18 protein-coding genes are annotated in these 19332 nt (G+C 72.3%); 7 read left to right on the forward strand and 11 right to left on the reverse strand.

Annotation, left to right across the window (positions count from 1 at the left end):
• From ACH4D5_RS38655 to ACH4D5_RS38670, 4 genes are all read right to left on the reverse strand, one after another.
• Nucleotides 1-137 (reverse strand): fructose-bisphosphatase class II (locus tag ACH4D5_RS38655; protein WP_398312932.1); only part of this gene is annotated, 137 nt, incomplete at its 3' end.
• 187 nt (nucleotides 138-324) lie between these two features.
• Complete coding sequence (locus tag ACH4D5_RS38660; protein ID WP_398312935.1) at nucleotides 325-1101, reverse strand: SDR family NAD(P)-dependent oxidoreductase; 777 nt, start codon at nucleotides 1099-1101, stop codon at nucleotides 325-327.
• Between the two features lie 62 nt (nucleotides 1102-1163).
• Nucleotides 1164-1862 carry an HAD family hydrolase gene (locus tag ACH4D5_RS38665; RefSeq protein WP_398312886.1) on the reverse strand — a complete coding sequence of 233 codons (699 nt, stop codon included), beginning with the start codon at nucleotides 1860-1862 and terminating at the stop codon, nucleotides 1164-1166.
• Nucleotides 1863-1937: 75 nt separating this feature from the next.
• Nucleotides 1938-2567, reverse strand: a complete 630-nt coding sequence (locus ACH4D5_RS38670) for a ScbR family autoregulator-binding transcription factor (protein WP_398312889.1) — start codon at nucleotides 2565-2567, stop codon at nucleotides 1938-1940.
• Between the two features lie 120 nt (nucleotides 2568-2687).
• Between ACH4D5_RS38670 and ACH4D5_RS38675 the strand changes: the two genes are divergently transcribed.
• A complete protein-coding gene (locus ACH4D5_RS38675; RefSeq protein WP_398312892.1) occupies nucleotides 2688-3647 on the forward strand; it encodes a ScbA/BarX family gamma-butyrolactone biosynthesis protein in 960 nt (319 codons plus the stop codon).
• 29 nt (nucleotides 3648-3676) lie between these two features.
• On the opposite strand, the gene ACH4D5_RS38680 is transcribed toward ACH4D5_RS38675, so the two are convergent.
• The gene (locus tag ACH4D5_RS38680; RefSeq protein WP_398312895.1) at nucleotides 3677-4681 is read right to left on the reverse strand and encodes a MerR family transcriptional regulator; all 1005 of its coding nucleotides are present in this window, start codon (nucleotides 4679-4681) and stop codon (nucleotides 3677-3679) included.
• 98 nt (nucleotides 4682-4779) lie between these two features.
• Between ACH4D5_RS38680 and ACH4D5_RS38685 the strand changes: the two genes are divergently transcribed.
• Together ACH4D5_RS38685 and ACH4D5_RS38690 are read left to right on the forward strand one after the other, a co-directional pair.
• On the forward strand, nucleotides 4780-5436 hold the full coding sequence (locus ACH4D5_RS38685) for an RNA polymerase sigma factor (protein ID WP_398312897.1): 657 nt from the start codon (nucleotides 4780-4782) through the stop codon (nucleotides 5434-5436).
• Nucleotides 5437-5481: 45 nt separating this feature from the next.
• Nucleotides 5482-6123 carry an SDR family NAD(P)-dependent oxidoreductase gene (locus ACH4D5_RS38690; protein ID WP_398312900.1) on the forward strand — a complete coding sequence of 214 codons (642 nt, stop codon included), beginning with the start codon at nucleotides 5482-5484 and terminating at the stop codon, nucleotides 6121-6123.
• A 24-nt stretch (nucleotides 6124-6147) separates the two neighbouring features.
• Here ACH4D5_RS38690 and ACH4D5_RS38695 read toward each other — a convergent pair whose 3' ends face one another.
• Entirely contained in the window at nucleotides 6148-7521 is a 1374-nt protein-coding gene (locus ACH4D5_RS38695; protein ID WP_398312903.1) for a cryptochrome/photolyase family protein, read from the reverse strand.
• Nucleotides 7522-7703: 182 nt separating this feature from the next.
• On the opposite strand from ACH4D5_RS38695, the gene ACH4D5_RS38700 reads away from it, so the two are divergent.
• The gene (locus ACH4D5_RS38700; RefSeq protein WP_398312906.1) at nucleotides 7704-8768 is read left to right on the forward strand and encodes a biotin/lipoate A/B protein ligase family protein; all 1065 of its coding nucleotides are present in this window, start codon (nucleotides 7704-7706) and stop codon (nucleotides 8766-8768) included.
• Nucleotides 8769-8789: 21 nt separating this feature from the next.
• On the opposite strand, the gene ACH4D5_RS38705 is transcribed toward ACH4D5_RS38700, so the two are convergent.
• The 5 genes from ACH4D5_RS38705 to ACH4D5_RS38725 form a co-directional block, all read right to left on the reverse strand.
• A complete protein-coding gene (locus ACH4D5_RS38705) occupies nucleotides 8790-9788 on the reverse strand; it encodes a TIGR03842 family LLM class F420-dependent oxidoreductase (RefSeq protein ID WP_398312909.1) in 999 nt (332 codons plus the stop codon).
• A gap of 115 nt (nucleotides 9789-9903) precedes the next feature.
• Nucleotides 9904-11679 carry a thiol reductant ABC exporter subunit CydC gene (cydC, locus tag ACH4D5_RS38710; protein ID WP_398312912.1) on the reverse strand — a complete coding sequence of 592 codons (1776 nt, stop codon included), beginning with the start codon at nucleotides 11677-11679 and terminating at the stop codon, nucleotides 9904-9906.
• Nucleotides 11676-13508: a thiol reductant ABC exporter subunit CydD gene (gene cydD / locus ACH4D5_RS38715; protein ID WP_398312915.1), complete on the reverse strand. Its 1833-nt coding sequence runs from the start codon at nucleotides 13506-13508 to the stop codon at nucleotides 11676-11678. The genes cydC and cydD overlap by 4 nt, the downstream gene beginning before the upstream one ends.
• 30 nt (nucleotides 13509-13538) lie before the next feature.
• On the reverse strand, nucleotides 13539-14567 hold the full coding sequence (gene cydB, locus ACH4D5_RS38720; protein ID WP_398312918.1) for a cytochrome d ubiquinol oxidase subunit II: 1029 nt from the start codon (nucleotides 14565-14567) through the stop codon (nucleotides 13539-13541).
• 63 nt (nucleotides 14568-14630) lie between these two features.
• Nucleotides 14631-15932 carry a cytochrome ubiquinol oxidase subunit I gene (locus tag ACH4D5_RS38725; RefSeq protein ID WP_398312920.1) on the reverse strand — a complete coding sequence of 434 codons (1302 nt, stop codon included), beginning with the start codon at nucleotides 15930-15932 and terminating at the stop codon, nucleotides 14631-14633.
• Nucleotides 15933-16156: 224 nt separating this feature from the next.
• Between ACH4D5_RS38725 and ACH4D5_RS38730 the strand changes: the two genes are divergently transcribed.
• The 3 genes from ACH4D5_RS38730 to ACH4D5_RS38740 all read left to right on the forward strand — a co-directional run bounded on the left by ACH4D5_RS38730 (nucleotide 16157) and on the right by ACH4D5_RS38740 (nucleotide 18945).
• Nucleotides 16157-17077 (forward strand): LysR family transcriptional regulator, encoded by a 921-nt coding sequence (locus ACH4D5_RS38730; RefSeq protein ID WP_398312923.1) that lies wholly within the window; start codon nucleotides 16157-16159, stop codon nucleotides 17075-17077.
• Nucleotides 17078-17350: 273 nt separating this feature from the next.
• Complete coding sequence (locus ACH4D5_RS38735) at nucleotides 17351-17674, forward strand: 2Fe-2S iron-sulfur cluster-binding protein (RefSeq protein WP_398312926.1); 324 nt, start codon at nucleotides 17351-17353, stop codon at nucleotides 17672-17674.
• Nucleotides 17674-18945 (forward strand): NAD(P)/FAD-dependent oxidoreductase, encoded by a 1272-nt coding sequence (locus tag ACH4D5_RS38740; RefSeq protein ID WP_398312929.1) that lies wholly within the window; start codon nucleotides 17674-17676, stop codon nucleotides 18943-18945. The genes ACH4D5_RS38735 and ACH4D5_RS38740 overlap by 1 nt, the downstream gene beginning before the upstream one ends.
• The last annotated feature ends 387 nt before the right edge of the window (nucleotides 18946-19332 follow it).

Here is a 19332-nt window from a genome sequence, read left to right on the forward strand (position 1 = left end):
TTCTTGTCGCCGCGGCCGACCCAGCGGCCCGCGGCCATGGCGGCCGCCTCGGTGACCCGGACGAGCTCCAGGGCGAGGTTGCGGTCGGGAGCCTCCGCGGGCACCGCCAGCGGGGAGGACGTCGGGACGGGAGAGATGAGCAGGGGCACCGGTGAGACCTTCCGAATCCTTGGACGGACAGCTTCGGACCGGACGTTACTGGCCCCGCGCCGCCCCACCGGGCCCCTGCGCCCGAACCGCTCCCGCCTTTGGCAACTCACCGACAACGCGGACGCGTTCGGGCGAGGGCCGCTCGATCCCGCCCGCGCGCGCCGTCGTCGGGCGTCAGGCCGCCGTCCACCCGCCGTCGACCGGCACCGAGCCGCCCGTGACGAAGGAGGACCGGTCGCTGAGCAGCCACGCGGCGGCCTGCGCCACCTCCACCGGCTCGGCCATGCGCTTCTGCATGGAGCGGGAGATGAAACTCTCCTCCAGCGAGGGCGTCTCCGTCAGCACCTGGTCCATGAGCTCCGTCCGGGTGCTCCCCACCACCAGGGCGTTCACCCGGATCCCGCGGCGGCCGTACTCGTCGCCGCCCGCCTTCGTCAGACCGATCACCGCGTGCTTCGCCGCGATGTAGGACGCCGTGGCACCGGTCGCGACCACGCCCGCCGCGCTCGCGGTGTTGACGACGGCTCCCCCTCGGCCGTCGGCCAGCATCGCGTTGATCTGGGCCTTCATGCAGTTCCAGACACCACGGACGTTCACGTCCATGACCCGGTCGAAGACGGCGTCGTCGGTCTCGTGCATCAGCGTGCCCGCCGTGGCCCATCCCGCGTTGTTGAAGCCCGCGTCGAGCCGGCCGTACGTCTCCACCGCCGCGTCGACCACGCGCTTGACGTCCGCCGGGACCGTCACGTCCCCGGGAACCGCGAGTGCCTGGCCCCCGGCCTCCGCTATCTCCGCGGCGAGCTTCTCGATGTGCCCCTCCCTGCGCGCCGTGACGACCACGGCCGCCCCTTCGGCGGCGAAGAGCCGGGCCGCCGCCGCGCCGATGCCGCTGGAGGCACCCGTGATCATGATGGTCTTGCCGGCCAGCAGGCCGTGTCCGGTGTTCGTCATCGCGCCGTCTCTCGTGGTGCCGACCGTGGTGGTGTCGTTCATCGTGGGTTCCTGTCCGTGGCTCAACTCGGCACCGGGGAACGCCAGATCGTGCCCGCTGCGGCCTCCGCGTCGACCGTGCGCAGCAGTTCCTCGTCGATCGCGTCCAGCGAGTCGACGATGTGCCGCGTCGCCAGCTCTTCCATGAACGTGCGCTGGAAGCTGCAGGGGTGGCCGATGAACGGCACGTCGAGTCCCTTGGCCGCCTCGGCGACCCTGGCGACGTCGTCCACGAACAGCACCTCGTCGAGGCGGAGGCCGAAGACGTCCCCGGCGATCTCCTTGATGCCCGGCCGGAACGAGTCGGTGCAGACGTAACCGGGGCCGTCGAAGAGGTGGGACCAGGCCCCCAGGTGGGTGTCGAAGTGGGGCTTGCTCAGGCCTCCGTAGCAGACGACTCGAAGCCCCAGGTCGCGTACGCGCCGGAGCAGTTCGGCGGCGCCGGGGTTCGGCCGCACCGGGTGGTCGGCGACGTAGCGGTCGCGCTCGGCGAAGTAGAGCTCCAGCGCCTGCTCGCCCGTCACGTCGAGGCCGGCCGCGCGGGCCATCTCGACGCCCGCGACGCGGCGCGGCTGGGAGAGGATGCGGCGCTCGGTCCCCGCGTCGTACACACCCCCGCGACTGGTGATGAAGTTGCCGATGACGGGGCTGAACGTGTCGTTGAGCAGAACGCCGTCGATGTTGAGCGCCACGAGACGCAGTCGGTCGAAGTGCTGGTGCATGGAACGTCCTTGGCTGCTGTTGGGTCGGGCGGATGGATGGTGACAAGGGGTGCGGCCGTCGGCCGGGGCGCGCCGTCAGGCGTTGACGGCGGCTTCCCGCGCCTCGCTCACGTCGATGCTGTGGGCGGCCTCGTCCGTGGCGATGGCGGGCATGAGCAGTCGCCACATCGCCCGGGTCCGCTCGGGCAGGTCCTCGCGGCCGGTCGCCAGGAGGGAGTACGCCTGGAGGCCCGTACACGCCGACACGACGAACTCGGCCAGCGTGCGGACGTCGACGTCCGGGCGGACGTCGCCCGCCGCGAGCCCGTCGGCCAGGCACTCCTCCATGATCTGGGCCCACTCGCGGTACGGAGTGGCGTCGTCGAGGCCGAAACCCGTCTGCTCGCTGGTGAGCCGGACGCCCGCGCGGAGCGTCGGGTCCGTCTGCAGCTTGTGCGCCCACACGAACGTGATGTCCACCAGGCGCTGCAGGCCCCGCGACTTCAGGGCGGGCACGATGCTCGCCGGCTGAGCCCGCATGACGGCCAGGGCCAGCGCCTCCTTGTTGGGGAAGTGGAAGTAGACGGCTCCGAGCGTCACACCGGCGCGGTTCATGATCTCCCGCATGCTGGCGCCGCTGTACCCGCGCTCGTCGAAGACCTCAGCAGCGGCGCGAAGGATCTCGTCGCGCGTCTTCTGGGCCCGCTCCTGCTTCGGTTCCGGCATTCGGACGGCCTCTCTCGACAAACAAAAAGAACGCACGTTACTTTACTCCGCATGGTTCTGGGACACCAGAGCTCGCGCAACCGTTCGGGCAGCGACGTCACTCATCCCTGGGGGGGACCCATGACTCTCGTTTCGTATGCACAGACCACGCGCACAGCCCAACTTCGGGCCGTTCCACAGGAGTTCACCCACAAGCTCGCCCGCGCCGAAGTGCTGCTCACCGGCTGGGCGCCCGCGGGCGAGGACCGCGTGACGGTCACCGCCCGGTGGCCGCGAACCCACTCGTTCTACGCGTCCGTCGCCGGGCGGCACGATCCGATGCTGCTCGCCGAGACCCTGCGGCAGAGCATCCCGCTGATCTCCCACGCCTGCTACGACGTGCCGCTCGGCCACCACCTCATCTGGCAGCACTTCACCTACGAGGTCGCGCACGAGGCGATGTGGGCGGACGGCCGACCGATGGACGTCGAACTCCGCATCAGCTGCAACGACATCGTCCGGCGCGGCGGCCGTCTCGCGGCCCTCACGATGGACGTCGAGATCCTGCGGGACGGCCTGCACCTCGGCACCGCGCACACGCGGTTCAGCAGCCACGCCCCGTCGATCTACCGCAGGCTGCGGGGCGACCGGTACACGGCGCCGAGCGATCTCGCCGGTGCGGTCCCCGTGCCGGTCGGCGCCTCGGCCCCGGTGGTCCCGCCCGCTCTCGTGAACCGCGAGCATGCCGCTGACGTCGTGCTCTCGCCCACCGCGAGACCGGACCAGTGGCAGCTGCGGGTCGACCAGTCGCACCCCATCCTGTTCGACCACCCCGTCGACCACGCCCCGGGCATGCTGCTCCTTGAGGCTGCCCGGCAGGCGGCCCACGCCGTCCAGGGCCCCCGCGCGGACACCGTCGTCCCGGTCCGCTTCGAGTCGGCCTTCTTCCGCTACGTCGAGTTCGACACCCCCTGCGTGATCACCGCGTGCGTCGAGCCAGCCGCCCGCCCCGGAGGCCACCCCAGCGTGTCGGTCACCGCCCTCCAGGAGGACAACGAGGCGTTCTCCTGCCGCGTGACCGTGGCGGCCACGACGGCGTGAACGAGGGCCCGGCCCACCCCCGTCGGGGTTCAGGCCGCCAGGAGCGCCTCGATCCGGTCCGCCGCCGTCCGCAGCCCCGTCAGGCGCTCGACCCCGGGTGCGTACGCGCCCGCCGTCGGCGACCAGCCGGGCCCGGCGACGAGCACGGCGGGGTGGGTCCGGGCCCCTCGCACACCCCACTCGGTGTCGGCGACCAGGTGGACCAGCGCGCGGTCGGCGGTGTTGCGCGAGTGCGCCCAGAGCACCACCGCCGAAGGGCCGATGCGCCGCACCGCCTCGTACAGCGCCTCCGCGGGGAGGGCGGCGCCGAACATCCGCGTGGGGAGTTCGCGTTCACCCAGAACCGCGGTGAGGGCCTCCAGCGGAAGCGTGTGCTGCTCCCCCGGTACGCAGGCCAGCACCACCGGCGGGGCGGCCCTCGACGCGCCCGCGTCCCGGCCCGCTCCCGCCCCGGGGGTGCGCCGCAAGGCGGACGAGACATGCCACGAGAGCAGATGCTCGACCTCCACATACCGCTCGCCGGACGACGCCCACTTGCGTCCGACGGCATGCAGGGCCGGCGCCATGACCTCCTGCCAGCCCGTGATGAAGCCGTACTCGCCCAATGTGAGCCGCAGTTGTGACTCGACGGCGGGAGCGTCGAGGCGCACCGCGGCCCTGGCCAGGCCGCGGCACTCCTGGCGGACGTTGCCGAGGGGGAGGGAGAGTGCCTCCCGGCCGCCGCCGCGCCGGGCGGCCCGGGGGGCCGGGATCGCGGCCTCGGTCTCGGTCTCCCGCAGGGCGACGCGCGCCGCCTCCGCGGGCGGCACGCCGAGCGCGGTCAGCCGGCACATCTCCTCCACCCGCGCCACGTCGACGGCGGTCCAGCGGCGGTGGCGGCCCTGTTCGCGGTCGGCGGGCCCGATTCCGTACCGCCGTTCCCACGAGCGCAGCGTGGTCGGTGCGACGCCCAGTCTGCGGGCGACGGTCCCGGTGGTCAGCGCGGGGTCCTGGTCGTTCTGCCGGGCGTGGCCCGGTCGCCGGGTAGCTCCCATACCGCGACGATACGACGCACAATCGCTGCAAGTTGTCGTCTCTCACGGACTGTCACCAGTGTGGGTCAACTCCGGCCCCCGCACGAGGAGTACGCATCATGGTGACGGTCGACCCCGGGACCCACGACGGCATCCGGCACCCCGAGGACCTGCTCGGGGACGAGCAGCTCGCGGCGGGCTTCGCCGCCGGTGACGAGCTCTGTCTCGCCGCCGTCTACCGCCGTTGGGGCCGGCTCGTCCACCGGCTCGCCGGGCGCGCGCTGGGCGACGGCGCGGACGCCGAGGACGTGACGCAGCAGGTGTTCCTCGCCGCCTGGCGCGGGCGGCGCGGGTACCGTCCGGGCGCGGGCGGTCTGGGCGGCTGGCTGGTGGGCATCACGCGGCACAAGGTCGCCGACGCGCTCACCGCCAGGGCCCGGCGCGCCGTGCTCGTGGCGGCCGTGGGCGCCCGGCAGGAGGCGGCCCCCGTCGCCGCCGGCTCCTGTCCGGAGCAGATCCTGGACCGGCTCCTCGTCCAGCGCGAACTCGCGAACCTGCCGCCCGCACAGCAGTTGGTGCTGCGCCTCGCGTTCTACGGCGACCTGACGCAGAGCCAGATCTCGGAGCGGACCGGCCTGCCGCTCGGCACCGTCAAGAGCCACATGCGGCGCGGGCTGCGGACCCTGCGGAGCTGCCTGGGAACCGCGGCACCCGCTCTGCACGCCGCGTCCTCCCGGCCCGCCGCGCGCTGCATCCGTCCGGCCCGTTCAGCGTGAAGTCCCGTGCATCCGGCAATCGCGCACAGGCGTTGGGAGGCAGACATGGAAATCTCGGGTGCCCGCGTGCTGGTGGTCGGGGCCACCGGCGTCCTCGGTGGTCTCGCCGCCCGCGCCCTGGCCGAGCTCGGCGGAGAAGTCGCCCTGGCCGGGCGCAACCCGGTGCGGCTCACCGCGCTCGCACGGGATCTCGGCGGGGTACCGGCCCGGTGCTTCGAGGCGTCGGACCTGGACCAGTGTTCCGCGCTCGGCCCATGGGCGGAGCGGATGCTCCTGAGGCTCGACGGGGTGCTCGTGACGGTCGGGGCCACGGGTTTCGGCGCCGTCGAGGACGTGTCGAACGACGTGGCCGGGCATCTCCTGACGGTGAACGCGCTGTGCCCCATGGCCGTGCTGCGGGGCGCGGCTCCCGTGGTGGCGGACAAGGGGTTCCTGCTGGCGGCCACCGGCGGGGCGAGGGCACCCCGGTCGCGTACGGAACCGCCCGTGCCCGAGCCGGGAACCGCCGACTACACCGCCTCCAAGGCGGCGTTGAGCAGCTGGCTCCGCGTGCTCGCCGAGGAGCTCGCGCCGCGGGCCGTCGCGGTGCACGACATCGGCTTCCCGCACCCGGACGAGCCGCTCGCGCCGCCGGCCGACGCGCTGGAGGCGGTGCGCTCCCTCGTCGAGAGGATCGCCACGGCCTGACCCGGCACCCGCCGCTGCCGTCCGTCATGCGATGCCCCGAGCCTGCTTGAACCGGCTGAGCCCGTCGGCCAGTTCGACGAGCGGCTCGGGGTAGTCGTAGCGTTCCCGCTCCCGGTCCGGCAGCTTCCAGGGCTCGTGGGCCGCCGCGCCCCGCAGCGCGCCGAGCTCGGGCACCCAACGGCGTACGTAGGTGCCGTCCGGGTCGTAACGTTTCGCCTGGAGCACGGGGTTGAGCACCCGGTTGGGGCGGCTGTCCGTGCCGGTCCCCGCCACCCACTGCCAGTTGAGCTGGTTGTTGGCGGTGTCGCCGTCGACGAGGAGCCGCTGGAAGTACCGGGCGCCCACCCGCCAGTCGACGTACAGCGTCTTGGTCAGAAAGCTCGCGGTCAGCAGTCTGCCGCGGTTGTGCATCCACCCCTCGTGGCGCAGCTGGCGCATGGCGGCGTCGACGATCGGGTAGCCCGTGCGCCCCTCCTGCCAGGCCAGGATGTCGTCCCGCGCCGACTCCTCGGAGCGCCAGCGGTCGCCGCGCGGGCGGTAGTCGGCGGTGGCCGCGGCCGGTCTGGCGGCGAGCACCTGGTGGTGGAAGTCGCGCCAGCACAGTTGCCTGACGAAGCCTTCGGCGCCCGCGGTCGCCCGGTCGCGGGCCCCGTGGACGAGTTCGGCGGCCGACAGCGTGCCGAAGTGCAGGTGGGGCGAGAGCTTCGATGTGGCGTCGGCCGCGAGGTCGTCGTGGGTCTCCGTATAGCGGTCGATGCCGTCGCGCAGCCAGGCCTTCCAGAGTGCGCGGCCGACGCTCTCGCCGCCCCGGGCGAGCCCCGGCGAGAGGCCGTCCATGTCGTCGCGGGCGGGGAAAGGGACGGAGCGGATGTGGCCCGGGACGGGCACGGTGCGCGGGGCGGGGAGCACGGCTCGTACGCCCTGGGCCGACCAGCGGCGGAAGTAGGGGGTGAAGACGGCGAAGTGGTCGGAGCTCGCGGGGGTCACCGCGCCGGGGGCGACCGCGGTGACGACGGCGTCGTGGACGTACAGGCGCCTGCCGTCGCGCTCCAGCGCCTCGCGGAGCCGCTGCTCGCGGGCGTGCGCGTACCGGCTGACGCCGGCCGCCATGTGGACCTCGTCGGCGTCCGCCGCCTCGACGACGGACCGCACCTGCTCGACGAGGTCGCCCTCGCGCACCACGAGCCTGCCGCCGCGGTCCCGCAGCATCCGGTCGAGGTCGGCCAGGCAGTCGGCGAGGAACGCCTCCCTGTTCGGCCCCGCGATGCCGAGGCCCGCGATGGCCCGGTCGCGGACGAAGAGCGGCACCACGGCGTCCGCGCCCGTGCGGGCGGCACGCAGCGGCGGGTGGTCGTGCACCCGCAGGTCGGAGGTGAACAGGACGACCGAGATGTGCATGGTGCGTACTCCAGAGGGCGTGGGCCGGTCCGTTGCGGTTCCTTCCTCCTGTCCTTCGACCGGTCCGGAGTGCGGGGATGCGCCGTACGGGGTGCGGTCCCCCGCACGGCGCACACAACGGGACATTCCCGCGCTGGGCTAGCGTTGGGGGACGATTCGGAACAGGGCATGGAGGCAGCACGGTGCACGGTGAGTACAAGGTCCCCGGCGGCAAGCTCGTCGTGGTGGATCTGGACGTCGAGGGCGGTGAGCTGCGGAACACGCGCGTGGCCGGTGACTTCTTCCTGGAGCCCGACGAGGCGCTCGACGCGATCAACGGCGCGCTGGACGGCGCCCCCGCCGACACGGACGCCCAGGGTCTCGCCGCCCGCGTCGACGCCGCGCTCCCCGAGGGCACGGTCATGTACGGCCTGACGTCGGAGGGCGTCGGGATCGCCGTCCGCCGCGCCCTCGCGCACGCGACGGACTGGACCGACTACGACTGGCAGCTGATCCACGAGGCGCCGCAGCCGCCCGCGCTGCACATGGCCCTCGACGAGGTCCTCACGCAGGAGGTCGCGGCGGGCCGGCGGCCGCCGACGCTGCGCGTGTGGGAGTGGGCCTCGCCCTCGGTGATCATCGGCAGTTTCCAGTCGCTCGCCAACGAGGTCGACGCGGAGGGCGCGGCGCGGCACGGCATCGACGTGGTGCGCCGGATCTCCGGCGGCGGGGCGATGTTCGTGGAGCCGGGCAACACCATCACGTACTCCCTGTCCGTCCCGGACGCCCTCGTGCAGGGGCTCTCCTTCCAGGACAGTTACGCCTACCTCGACGACTGGGTGCTCGGCGCGCTCGCCGACATGGGCATCAAGGCGTGGTACCAGCCGCTGAACGACATCGCGACGGACGCGGGGAAGATCGCGGGTGCCGCGCAGAAGCGCATGGTGGCGCCGGGCGGCGGCCCGGGCGCGGTGCTGCACCACGTGACGATGTCGTACGACATCGACGCGGACAAGATGCTCGACGTGCTGCGCATCGGCAAGGAGAAGCTGTCCGACAAGGGCACGCGGAGCGCCAAGAAGCGGGTCGACCCGCTGCGCCGCCAGACCGGGCTGCCCCGCGAGGCGGTCATCGACCGCATGGTCGACTCGTTCCGCGGCCGCTACGGCCTCGTCGAAGGGAAGGTCACCGACGAGGAGATGGCGCGCGCCGAGGACCTCGTGCGGACCAAGTTCACGACCGCCGAGTGGACGGCCCGCGTGCCCTGATCCGCGCCGCGCGCGGGCGGCTCAGGAGAGCGCGGGAATGACCGAGGCGCCGTACGCGTCGATGACGTCCTCCCGCGCGTCGTGCATCGCGTACACCGCGAACTGGTCGACGCCCAGCTCCCGGAGCTCCCCCAGCCGTTCGAGGTGCGCCTCGACGGGTCCGAGCAGACAGAACCGGTCGACGATCTCGTCCGGCACGAAGGCCGTGTCGGGGTTCCCGGCCCGCCCGTGGTGGCTGTAGTCGTAGCCCTGGCGGGCCTTGATGTACGAGGTGAGGGCCTCGGGCACCATCGAGGAGTGCTCGCCGTATTTGGCGACGAGGTCGGCGACGTGGTTGCCGACCATCCCGCCGAACCACCTGCACTGCTCCCTGGCGTGCGCGAGGTCGTCTCCCACGTACGCGGGCGCGGCCACGCAGATCTTGACGTCCGCCGGGTCGCGCCCGGCGTCGGCGGCCGCGTCCCGCACGGCCTTGACCATCCACTGCGTCAGATAGGGGTCGGCGAGCTGGAGGATGAACCCGTCGGCTTTCTGCCCGGCGAGCGCGAGCGCCTTCGGGCCGTACGCCGCCATCCACACCGGCAGCTTCCCGTCCCGCACCCACGGCAGCCGCAGCCGCTGCCCGCCGACGTCCGTCTCGCGGCCCTCGGCGAGGTCGCGGATGACGTCGATCGCCTCGGCGAGGCGGGCGAGGGTGTTGGGCTTGCGTCCGGCGACGCGCATCGCGGAGTCGCCGCGCCCGATGCCGCACACGGTGCGGTTGCCGTACATGTCGTTGAGCGTGGCGAAGGTGGAGGCGGTGACCTCCCAGGTCCTGGTGCCCGGGTTGGTGACCATGGGGCCGACGGTCAGCCGCGAGGTGTGTTCGAGGATGCGGCTGTAGATGACGAACGGCTCCTGCCACAGGACCGACGAGTCGAAGGTCCAGCCGTAGTCGAAGCCGTTGCGCTCCGCGCGCCTCATGAGTCCGACGACCTCCGAGGCGGGCGGGTCGGTCTGCAGTACGAGCCCAAAATCCATGGCCTTCGCTCCTCACTCAGGTCGAGCGCCCTCAGACTCCTGGCACGAGCACCCCTCGAAGGTCGTCCGAGGAGGGACAATCTTCGGCCGCCCGCCGGAGCTTGGCAAGAGGGACTCAGAGCACCGGGGCGACCGGGCCGTCCGCCGTGGAGTCGAGGTCCTCAGGGGTGGCGGGACGGATCCGGCCCCGGTCCAGGGTCACGATCTCGTCGGCCCCGGCGAGGCCCGAGCGCTCGTGCGTGACGAGGAGCGTGGTGCGGCCGCGGGTGGCGTCGAGGATGTCGGCGAGCACCTCGGCGGCGGTGTCCGGGTCGAGGCCCTCGGTGGGTTCGTCGAGGACGAGGACGGGCGGGTCGGCGAGCAGCGCGCGGGCCAGGAGCAGGCGTCGGCGCTGGCCGCCCGAGACGGTGGCGCCGTCCCCGCCGAGCACGGTCTCCCAGCCGTCCGGCAGCGACTCGATCCAGTCCAGGATGCGCGCCCTGCGGGCCGCCTCGCGCAGATCGGCGTCGGTCGCGTCGGGCGCGGCGAGGAGCAGGTTGGCGCGGATGGTGGCGTGGAAGACGTGCGCGTCCTGCGTCATGCCGGTGATCGCGCGGCGGGCGTCGGCGCCCGAGCAGTGGCTCAGTTCGCGGCCGCCGACGCGGATGCTGCCGGCCTCGTACGGCACGAACCGCATGAGCGCGGCGATCAGCGTCGACTTGCCGGACCCGCTGGCCCCGAGGAGCACCACCCGGTGACCGGCCGGCAGCCGCAGGTTCGCCCCGTCCAGGGCCGGGGGGCCGTCCTGGACGTGGCGGACCCGCAGGCCGGTGATGGTCACGTCGAGCGGTGCGTCGGTGGGCAGCGGGTCCGGGGCTGTGGGGTCGGCGACGGGCGCCGGTGTGTCGAACAGGTCGGCGAGGCGCCGCGCGGAGGCCCGGACCTCGGCGAAGCGGCGGGCGGCGGCGGGCAGTGGTGCGAGGGCCTCGAAGGAGACGAGCGCGAGGACCGCGAGGACGGTGAGCTGCACGGCGGGCAGGTCGCCCGCCGCGTGGGCGCGCAGCGCGAGCCAGGTGACGCCGACCGTCGCCGCGCCCTGCAGCACCAGCACCACGGCCTGGGCGAGCGAGGTGGTCAGGGCCTTGTGGCGCTCCAGTTCGGCGATCCTGGCCGTGACGCGGCGGGCCCGGTCGTGGGTGCGGCCGCGGGCGCCGTACGCGGCGAGGTCCGTGGCTCCCTGGGTCAGGTCGACGGTGACGGCGGCGAGTTCGGCGCGTGCCGTCTTCTCGTCCCGGCCCGCGCGGCGGGACAGGGCGAGCACGAGGGCGGGCACGAGCAGCCCCGCCACGGCCAGCAGCAGTCCGAGCAGCAGACCGGCCTCCGGCAGCAGCACCAGGGTCAGGCCGGTGGCGCTCGCGGCGACCACGCAGGCCGCCGTGGCCGGGATCATGACGCGCAGCAGCAGGTCCTGGGCGGCGTCCACGTCGTCGACGAGGCGGGTCAGCAGGTCGCCGCTCCGGAAGGCGGGCGTGCCCGCGGGAGCGAGCGGCACGAGCGCCTCGTACACCCGGGCGCGGAACCCCGCGACGGCCCGCAGCACGCCGTCGTGGCCGAGGAGCCGGTCGATGTAGCGCAGCGCGCCACGCCCGAGGGCCAGCGCCCGCACGGCGACGATCGCGACGCTCACCGCGGCGAGCGGCGGCTGTTCGGCCGCGCGGGTGATGAGCCAGGCGGCGGTGGCCATCAGCGCGGCGGCGGCGAGTTCGCTGCCTGCCGCGGCGAGCGCGGCGGGCAGCAGCCTGCGCCAGTACGGCAGGAGGTGGCGCAGGAGCCGGACGGTGGGGCGGGTCTGCCGGGCGGGCCGCCCGGGGGCGTCGGCGCGCGGGACGACGGCCTCGGTGTACACGCTCATGAGGCCACCAGCCTTTCGGTGGGGGTGAGTTCGGGAGCGTGGGATGCCCCGGGGGTGGGTGGCTGTCCGTGCGCAGGCACCGGATCGGGGGCGGGCGCCGGCCTGAATTCCGGCGCCGGTTCGGGCGCGGGCGTGGCTTCGTGCGCGGGTGCGGCCTCGGGCGCGGGCGGCGCCCCGGGGACGGAGATGCCACCCCCTCGTACCGTGATGACGCGGTCCGCGTGCGGGAGCAGGCTGGTGCGGTGGGCGACGACGATCGCCGTGCGGCCGCGCATGAGGGCGACGGTGGCGCGGGTGACGGCGGCCTCGCTCTCGGGGTCGAGGTGGGCGGTCGGCTCGTCGAGGAGCAGTACGGGGGCGTCCTTGAGGAAGGCGCGGGCGAGCGCGATCCGCTGGCGCTGACCGGCGGAGAGCCCGGCGCCGTGCTCGCCGAGCACCGTGTCGTACCCCTGGGGCAGCTCGTCGACGAAGAGGTCGGCGGACGCGGCGCGGGCCGCCTCCCGCACCTCGGCGTCGCTCGCGTCGGGGCGCCCGAGGCGGATGTTCTCGGCGACGGACCCGGCGACGAGGTGGGGGCGCTGCGGCACCCACGCCACCTGGGTGCACCAGTCGTCGGGGTCGAGTCCCGCGAGGTCGGTGCCGCCGGCCTCGACCCGGCCCGAAGCGGGGGTGACGAAGCCGAGGAGGAGCGAGAGCAGCGTGGACTTGCCGGCGCCGCTCGGGCCGACCAGGGCGATGTGCTCGCCGGGGCGGACGGTCAGGGAGACGTTGCGGAGGGCGGGTTCGGTGCGGCCCGGGTAGTGGACGGTGACGTCGTCGAGGGTGAGGCGGGCCGTGCGGGCGTCGGGGGCGGGGACGCGGTCGGCGGGTGCCGGGGACGTGTCCTCTTCGTCGAGGACGGCGAAGACGCGTTCGGCCACGGCGATGCCCTCGGCGCTGTCGTGGAAGGCGGCGCCCATGGCGCGCAGCGGCAGGTACGCCTCGGGGGCGAGGAAGAGGACGACCAGGGCGGTGTGCAGTCCGACGTCGCCGTGGAGCAGCCGCAGTCCGACGGGGACGGCGACCAGCGCCACGGAGAGGGTGGCGACGGTCTCCAGGACGAGGGAGGAGAGGAAGGCGACGCGGAGGGTGCGCATGGTGGCGCGCCGGTGGGCGTCCGCCATCTCGTGCACGACCTTGGTCTGGTGCCGCTCGCGGCCGAAGGCGCGCAGGGTCGGCAGGCCGGCCACCACGTCCAGGAAGTGGCCGCCGAGGCGGGAGAGCAACCGCCATTGGCGGGCGGTGCGTTGGGCGGTGTGCATGCCGACCAGCGCGCCGAACACGGGGATCAGCGGCAGAGTGATGACGATGATCAGCGCGGAGGTCCAGTCGGTCCACCACACCCAGCCGACGACCGTGAGGGGGACGACCGCGGTGGCCGCCATCGTGGGCAGGTAGCCGACGATGTAGGGGTCGAGGGCGTCGAGGCCGCGGGTGAGCAATGTGGCCGTCTCGCCGTGGCGGCGGGCGGTCAGCCGCAGCGGTCCTGTCCGCTGCAGCCGTCCGGTGATCCGGTTGCGCAGGGTGCGCTTGGCGTCGGCCGCGGCGCGCTGGGCGAGCACGCCGCGGAGCCAGGTCAGCAGCGCGCGCAGCGCCATGACGGCGCCGAGCGCGGCCAGTGTGCCGGTGCGCAGGCCGTGTCCGGCGAAGCCGTCGGCGAGCGCCGTGGCCAGCAGGACCGCCTGGGTGACGATGAGCCCGGCGCCCGCCAGGGCCAGCACCGAGGAGTACGTCATGTGGCGCCGCAGTGCCGGTATTTCCCGCGTCAGACGGCGTTCGACGGGCTTCATCGTGGGGTCCCTCTCGTCGCTTTCCGGGGGTCAGAAGTAGCTGGGGTGACGCTGTCCCGTCCGCCCCCGGAAGGCCCACCAGCTCCAGAACTGGTAGGCGAGGATCGTCGGGATCACGAGGATCCCGAAGCCGCTGAGGATCTTCAGCGTGGCGTCGTCGGTGATGGCGTGGTCGATGTCGAGGCCGGCGCCCGCGTCGGTGATCAGGAGGTACGGGTAGTGGCCGGCGCCGATGAGCAGTACGGGCAGCGCGGTCGCGGCGCAGGTGGCGGCGAACGCGAGGACGTTGCGTCCGCGGTCGAGGTACCACCGGGCGGCGGCGAGGGCCGCGACGAGCAGGACGGCGATGACTGCCGAGGTCGCGCGGTTCGTCATCGAGGCGCCCGCTCCGAAGAGCGTGAGGAGCAGGGCGAGGGCGCCCGCGGCGGCGACCCCGACGAGCAGCTTGCCGGCCAGCTGCCGCGCCCGTGCGGCGAGTTCGGGCTCCGAGCGGAGGGCGACGAAGGTCGCGCCGTGGGCCGCGAAGAGCAGCACGGTGGTGGCTCCGCAGGCGAGCACGAACGGCGTGAACACGTCGCCGAACCCGATGTGGAAGCTGCCGTCGGCGCGGCGGGGCACGCCGTGCAGCAGCAGGCCCACGATCAGGCCCCACGCCACGGCGGGGACGACGCCGCCGAACACGATCAGGGCGTCCCACATCCGGCGGCCGCGGGCGCTGTGGGAGCGGCGGCGGAGCTGGACCGCGGCGTTGCCGAGGACCAGGCCGGCGAGGATCGCCACGATCAGCGGGTACATGCCGGACAGGAGGGTGCCTTCGAGGTGCGGGAAGGCGCCGAACATGACTCCGGCGAAGGCGACCAGCCAGACCTCGTTGCCCAGGAAGAACGGCGCGATGGCGTCGAGGGCGGCGTTTCCGCTGGTGCGCTTCTCGTCCTGGCCGTCTCGGTCCCGGCCGAGGAAGGGGTGCAGCATCTGTGCGCCGTAGTCGTAGCCGCCGAGCACAAAGTACCCGGCGAGTAGCAGGCCCAGGAGGGCCAGCCAGACGGTCTCCAGACTCATCTCGCTCAACTTTCCGTTACAGCAGGGGAGGTCATCTCGGTGGGGGTGCCGGTGCTGTCCGGCTCAGAGCGCGGGCACCGGCTGCTTCTCGCTGGTGCTGCCGCCCGGTCCCTCGGGCAGGTCGTCCGGCAGGGGCTCGCTGACGCCGAGCTGGGTGGCGTCGGGGCCGCGGAGCGCGAACCGAGTGATCAGGGTCCAGTTCGTCACGGCCAGCGCGACGAAGATGGCGATGAACAGGACGCAGGACAGGAGCAGCGAGGTCTTGCCGACGTGGGACAGCGCGTCCTCGACGGTCAGCTCGCCGTAGATGATCCAGGGCTGGCGGCCGACCTCGCGGACGATCCAGCCGCCCACGGAGGCGATGAACGGGAACGGGACCGTCGCGACCAGGATCCAGGAGGCCCAGCGCCAGCGCATCAGCCGGTCCTTCCACAGAAGGATGAGGGCGATGAAGGTGATGGTGGAGACGGTGTTGCCGATGAGCGTCATGACGTCCATCGAGATCCGCATCGTGTCCTGCCAGGGCACGTAGTTGCCTGGCCCGTGCTCCTTGACGAGCTCGGCCTGCAGCTCGGCGACGCCGTGGTTCTCCAGGACCGCGTCCTTCATCGGCTGGGTGCGCTCGATGATGGGGCGCTGCATCTCGCCGACGACGACCACGAAGAAGGAGGCGACGGTCGACACCCAGAGCCCGAGCTTCAGGGAGGGCCGGAAGAGCTCGGTTTCCTTGGTGCCGCGCAGGTAGTGCCAGGCGCTGACGCCGGCGACGAAGCAGCCGCCCGTGGTGAGGGCGCCCAGCGAGAGGTGGAAGAGGGCCATCAGAGCGCTGGAGTTGGTGAGCAGCGCCCCGAAGTCGGTCAGGTAGGCGGCGCCGTCGCGGACCTCGTAGCCGACCGGGTGCTGCATGAAGCCGTTGGCGATCAGGATCCAGTATCCGGAGGCGTACGCGGTCAGGGCGACCAGCCAGATGAGCGTGACGTGCACGCCTCTGCGCAGCCGGCCCCAGCCGAAGATCCACATGCCGAGGAAGGTGGACTCGGCGAAGAAGGCGATGAGGGTTTCGAGGGCCAGCGGGGCGCCGAAGACGTTGCCCGCGAACTTGCTCAGGCCGCTCCAGCTGAGCCCGAACTGGAACTCCATGACGAGGCCGGTGACGATGCCGACCGCGTAGTTGATGACGTAGAGCTGGCCCCAGAAGCGGGTCATACGCTCCCGGACTGCTCTCTTGGCGGGATCACGGGTGAACGCGGCCCGGGTGTGCATGATCGCCACGATGGGGACGAGTCCCATGGTGAGGATCACGAACAGCCAGTGGATGCCGGTCGTGGCCGCGAACTGGAGTCGGGCCAGATCCGCAGCGCTCATGATGCGACCTTCCTGGGGGACGGTGGCCGGTTGGGGGGTTCGGTGTGCCGGTCGTGACGGACGGTGGACGGTGGGGCCGCCGCTTCGCGTGTGCAGGTGCCGGGCCGCGTTGCCCGCCACCTGTGCGGTGACCTCGATGAAGACGGTAGAGAGAAATCCTTATGCAATCCAAGACCGGTTTAGCCATGTGATGATGTCCAGGAAGGCATAAGTGAAGGTGGATCATGGATCTTCTGCAGTTGCGCTACTTCCAGACGGTCGCCCGTTACGAGCACATCAGCCGTGCCGCGGAGGAGCTGCACGTCGCCCAGCCCTCGCTGAGCCGCACCATCGCGCGCCTGGAGGCCGAGCTCGGCACCCCCCTCTTCGACCGGCAGGGCCGCCGCATCCGGCTGAACCAGTACGGCGTGGTCTTCCTGCACCACGTGGACCGCGCCCTGAGTGAACTCGACGACGCCCGCAGGGTCCTGAGCGACGCCCGCGACACGGCGTTCGGCCGGGTCAGCGTCGCCTCCGAGACCCTCCTGACCATCACCCATCTCCTCGGCAGCTTCCGCGCCGCCTACCCCCGCGCGGACGTCCGGCTCTACCAGTCGAACGCGGAGGAGATGGACCGTCAGCTGCGCGCCAGGGAGGTCGACTTCTGTGTGGCCTCACAGCCGCTGACCGGCACGAACCTGGAGATGATCGAGCTGGCTCGCGAGGAGGTGCTGCTCGCCGTCCCGCGCGGCCACTGGCTCGACGGCCAGGAGAGCGTGACGATCCGTGAGATCGCCACCGAGCCGTTCGTGACGACCCGCGTCGGCCAGTGGCAACGCACGCTCCTGGACCGCCTCTTCGCTTCCGAGGGCCTCACTCCGATGATCTCCTGCGAGGGCGACGAGCCGGGCGCCAGCCAGGACATGATCAGCGCGGGGCTCGGCATCGGCCTGATCCCGGCGATCTCCCGGCAGGCCGGCACGGACTCCCAAGTGCCGGTCGCCTGGGTGCACTTGAACGCGCCGGACTGCAGCCGGGTGCTCACGCTGGTGTGGAGCCGCGACGCCTACCTGTCCGACGCCGCGGTGAAGTTCCGGGAGTTCACGCGCAGTCGGCCCTTCATGACGCACCGGCTGCCCGACAAGCGCCGCGGACGCCGACCTTGAGTCATCCCTGAGTCAAGGCTGAGTCAACCCCCGGGCGCCCGGACGGTCCTGGCCCGGCCTGAATCGGTTTGGTACTCTCCAAGCGCTGCCACAGCCCTGGCCCAGGACGTCGCGTGTCCCGACGGCCAGCGAGTTCGAGTCGGCAGGGGTGTCCGCGTTCCCCCTTCGGCCGTCGGCACGCCGTCTCACCCTTCCGTTTTCCACTTGCCAGGCAATCCGCACCACGACCCGCCCTCGCGCACGCACGTCCGGATGCCATCAAGGAGTTCCGTCATGCCCAAAATCACGTACGTCAATGTCGACGGCAACCAGACCACGATCGACGTCCCGGCCGGCACGAGCGTCATGCGCGGCGCCGTCTTCAACGACATCGACGGCATCGTCGCCCAGTGCGGCGGCAACATGCAGTGCGCCACCTGCCACGTCTACGTGGACGAGACCACCCTCGACAAGCTGGAGCCGCCGAAGGAGCGGGAGGACGAGATGCTCGACTTCACGGCGTGCCCGCGCAAGCCCAACAGCCGGCTGAGCTGCCAGCTCAAGTCGAGCGACGCCCTGGACGGCCTCATCGTCCACACCCCCGAACGGCAGAACTGATGACGGAGCACACCCAGCCCGACTCGGTCGTCGTGGTCGGCGCCGGCCAGGGCGGTTACCAGACCGCGGCGTCCCTGCGGGAGCACGGCTACACCGGACGCATCACGCTCATCAGCGCCGAGGACGCGCTGCCCTACGAGCGTCCGCCGCTGTCCAAGGCGTACCTCAAGGGCGAGGCGGACGAGGCGGAGCTGTGGCTGCGGCCCGCGACGTACTACGTACGCCAGTCCATCGACCTGGTCGCGGGCACCGTGACGGAGATCGACCCGGCCGCCCGCACGGTACGCCTCACCGACGGCTCCACGTACGACTACGGCCATCTCGTCCTGGCCACCGGCGCCACGCCCCGCACGCTCTCCGTGCCGGGCGCGGAGCTGCGCGGCGTGCACACCCTGCGCACCGCGCAGGACGCCGCCGCGCTGCAGTCGTCGCTGGCGGGGGCGCGGCGCGCGGTGGTGGTGGGGGCCGGGTTCATCGGTCTCGAATTCGCCGCCGTGGCGCGGGAGGCGGGCGTCGAGGTGACCGTCGTCGAAGCGCTCGACCGGCCGCTCGCCCGGGTCGTGTCGGCGCCGACCGCGGAGCACTTCACGCGGCTGCACCGCGGCAAGGGCACGGAGCTGCTGTTCGGCCAGGGCGTCACGGCCCTGCACGGCGACGGCCGCTCGGGGGTCACGGCGGTGGAGCTCGCCGACGGCCGCCGGCTCCCCGCCGACCTGGTCCTGGTCGGCGTCGGTGTCACCCCGCGCACGGAGCTGGCCGCCGCGGCCGGTCTCCCCGTGAACGGCGGCATCACCGTCGACTCCCGGCTGCTGACCGACGATCCGCACATCTCGGCCATCGGTGACTGCGCCGCGTTCCCGCAGGTGCGCTCCGGCAGCCGGCTGCGGCTCGAATCGGTCCAGAACGCCGTGGGGCACGCCCAGTTGGTCGCCGAGCGGCTGACCGGGTCGCCCCGTGCGTACGACGAACTGCCGTGGTTCTGGAGCGACCAGTTCGCCACCACCGTGCAGATCGCGGGGTTCAACGAAGGGCACGACTCCGAGGTCGTGCTCGGCGACGATCCCGACGCCTTCTCGGTGCTGCTCTTCCACGGGCAGGATCTGCAGGCCGTCGAGTCCGTCAACCGGCCCGCCGACCACCTCGCGGCCCGCCGCCTCCTGACGCAGGGCGCCGCCCTGACGCCCGAGGACGCGTCGGCGCCGGGCTTCAGCCTCAGGGAACACCTCCGGAGCCTCGCCAGGCGCGGCACGGAGGCACCGGTGCCTCTCTGACACCGGCGGATATCACGCGGGGATTCGCCGCGAGTGAATTACAAAAAGGGCGCACTGAGTTTATCTCAGTGCGCCCTTTTTATGGTTGAATCTTGTTGCATTGCGTTCACTGATAAAACATCGAAACGCTGTTGATTTGCTTCGTTGAATCAGGCAGGATCGCTCCAGGCCAACGGGGGGCTTTCGGCGCCTGCGCAATTCGTTCCAGCAGATGCACGCGCTCGGCATTCCGTTGCCGAAGACTCCGTTACCGGGAGATCAAGCGCACGGGAATACCCGCCCGAGTATCACTTCACCGCTGGATCGGAGTACGTCATGGAAGACGTTATACGGGAGATTCGTATCCGCGGGGCACTGCAGCAACCCGAGTGGAGCGACCTTTCTCAG

Source organism: Streptomyces sp. NPDC018029, from assembly GCF_044327655.1.
GTDB lineage: Bacteria > Actinomycetota > Actinomycetes > Streptomycetales > Streptomycetaceae > Streptomyces.

Bases quoted from the DNA above. Each gene is read 5' to 3' on its own strand.
- ACH4D5_RS38660 (WP_398312935.1), bottom strand. From the start codon at position 1,101: ATGACGAACACCGGACACGGCCTGCTGGCCGGCAAGACCATCATGATC.
- ACH4D5_RS38665 (WP_398312886.1), bottom strand. From the start codon at position 1,862: ATGCACCAGCACTTCGACCGACTGCGTCTCGTGGCGCTCAACATCGAC.
- ACH4D5_RS38670 (WP_398312889.1), bottom strand. From the start codon at position 2,567: ATGCCGGAACCGAAGCAGGAGCGGGCCCAGAAGACGCGCGACGAGATC.
- ACH4D5_RS38675 (WP_398312892.1), top strand. From the start codon at position 2,688: ATGACTCTCGTTTCGTATGCACAGACCACGCGCACAGCCCAACTTCGG.
- ACH4D5_RS38680 (WP_398312895.1), bottom strand. From the start codon at position 4,681: ATGGGAGCTACCCGGCGACCGGGCCACGCCCGGCAGAACGACCAGGAC.
- ACH4D5_RS38685 (WP_398312897.1), top strand. From the start codon at position 4,780: ATGGTGACGGTCGACCCCGGGACCCACGACGGCATCCGGCACCCCGAG.
- ACH4D5_RS38690 (WP_398312900.1), top strand. From the start codon at position 5,482: ATGGAAATCTCGGGTGCCCGCGTGCTGGTGGTCGGGGCCACCGGCGTC.
- ACH4D5_RS38695 (WP_398312903.1), bottom strand. From the start codon at position 7,521: ATGCACATCTCGGTCGTCCTGTTCACCTCCGACCTGCGGGTGCACGAC.
- ACH4D5_RS38705 (WP_398312909.1), bottom strand. From the start codon at position 9,788: ATGGATTTTGGGCTCGTACTGCAGACCGACCCGCCCGCCTCGGAGGTC.
- cydC (WP_398312912.1), bottom strand. From the start codon at position 11,679: ATGAGCGTGTACACCGAGGCCGTCGTCCCGCGCGCCGACGCCCCCGGG.
- cydD (WP_398312915.1), bottom strand. From the start codon at position 13,508: ATGAAGCCCGTCGAACGCCGTCTGACGCGGGAAATACCGGCACTGCGG.
- cydB (WP_398312918.1), bottom strand. From the start codon at position 14,567: ATGAGTCTGGAGACCGTCTGGCTGGCCCTCCTGGGCCTGCTACTCGCC.
- ACH4D5_RS38725 (WP_398312920.1), bottom strand. From the start codon at position 15,932: ATGAGCGCTGCGGATCTGGCCCGACTCCAGTTCGCGGCCACGACCGGC.
- ACH4D5_RS38730 (WP_398312923.1), top strand. From the start codon at position 16,157: ATGGATCTTCTGCAGTTGCGCTACTTCCAGACGGTCGCCCGTTACGAG.
- ACH4D5_RS38735 (WP_398312926.1), top strand. From the start codon at position 17,351: ATGCCCAAAATCACGTACGTCAATGTCGACGGCAACCAGACCACGATC.
- ACH4D5_RS38740 (WP_398312929.1), top strand. From the start codon at position 17,674: ATGACGGAGCACACCCAGCCCGACTCGGTCGTCGTGGTCGGCGCCGGC.